This is a genomic window from Stenotrophomonas maltophilia group sp. RNC7 (assembly GCF_030910085.1).
Taxonomy (GTDB): Bacteria; Pseudomonadota; Gammaproteobacteria; order Xanthomonadales; family Xanthomonadaceae; genus Stenotrophomonas; species Stenotrophomonas sepilia.
Genome location: NZ_JAVFVN010000340.1, coordinates 1 through 312, shown reverse-complemented (window position 1 = coordinate 312; position 312 = coordinate 1). Strand labels below are relative to the sequence as shown.

Annotated in this window: 1 protein-coding gene; it reads right to left on the bottom strand. The window is 32.4% G+C overall.

The genetic code is table 11. The features are described from left to right. On the bottom strand, positions 1-284 hold a 284-nt coding region (locus RCF13_RS05400; RefSeq protein WP_308140940.1), incomplete at its 3' end, for a MarR family transcriptional regulator. Positions 285-312 lie beyond the last annotated feature (28 nt).

Here is a 312-nt window from a genome sequence, read left to right as displayed (position 1 = left end):
TCATCGCTTACATTTTCTATCTCCTGTATTAATCCCTTAGTTTCATCTGTTAAAAATATTAAATGTGACCGTTTATCTTTAGGATTATGTTTTATAAGAATCCATTCTTTTTGCAATAATCTTTGTATAATTCCGGTTACTGTTGGACGGTCTGCTAAGAGCCTTTCAGCAATCATAGCCGGGGTGGTTCCATTTGGATAAAGAGATATATCCTTTAACACAGACCATTGCTGAGCTGTTATTTTATATTCTCTTAATTGATTTGATAATTCTGTTTTCGTCATTATACTTACCTTGTGTAATAAATAGCCT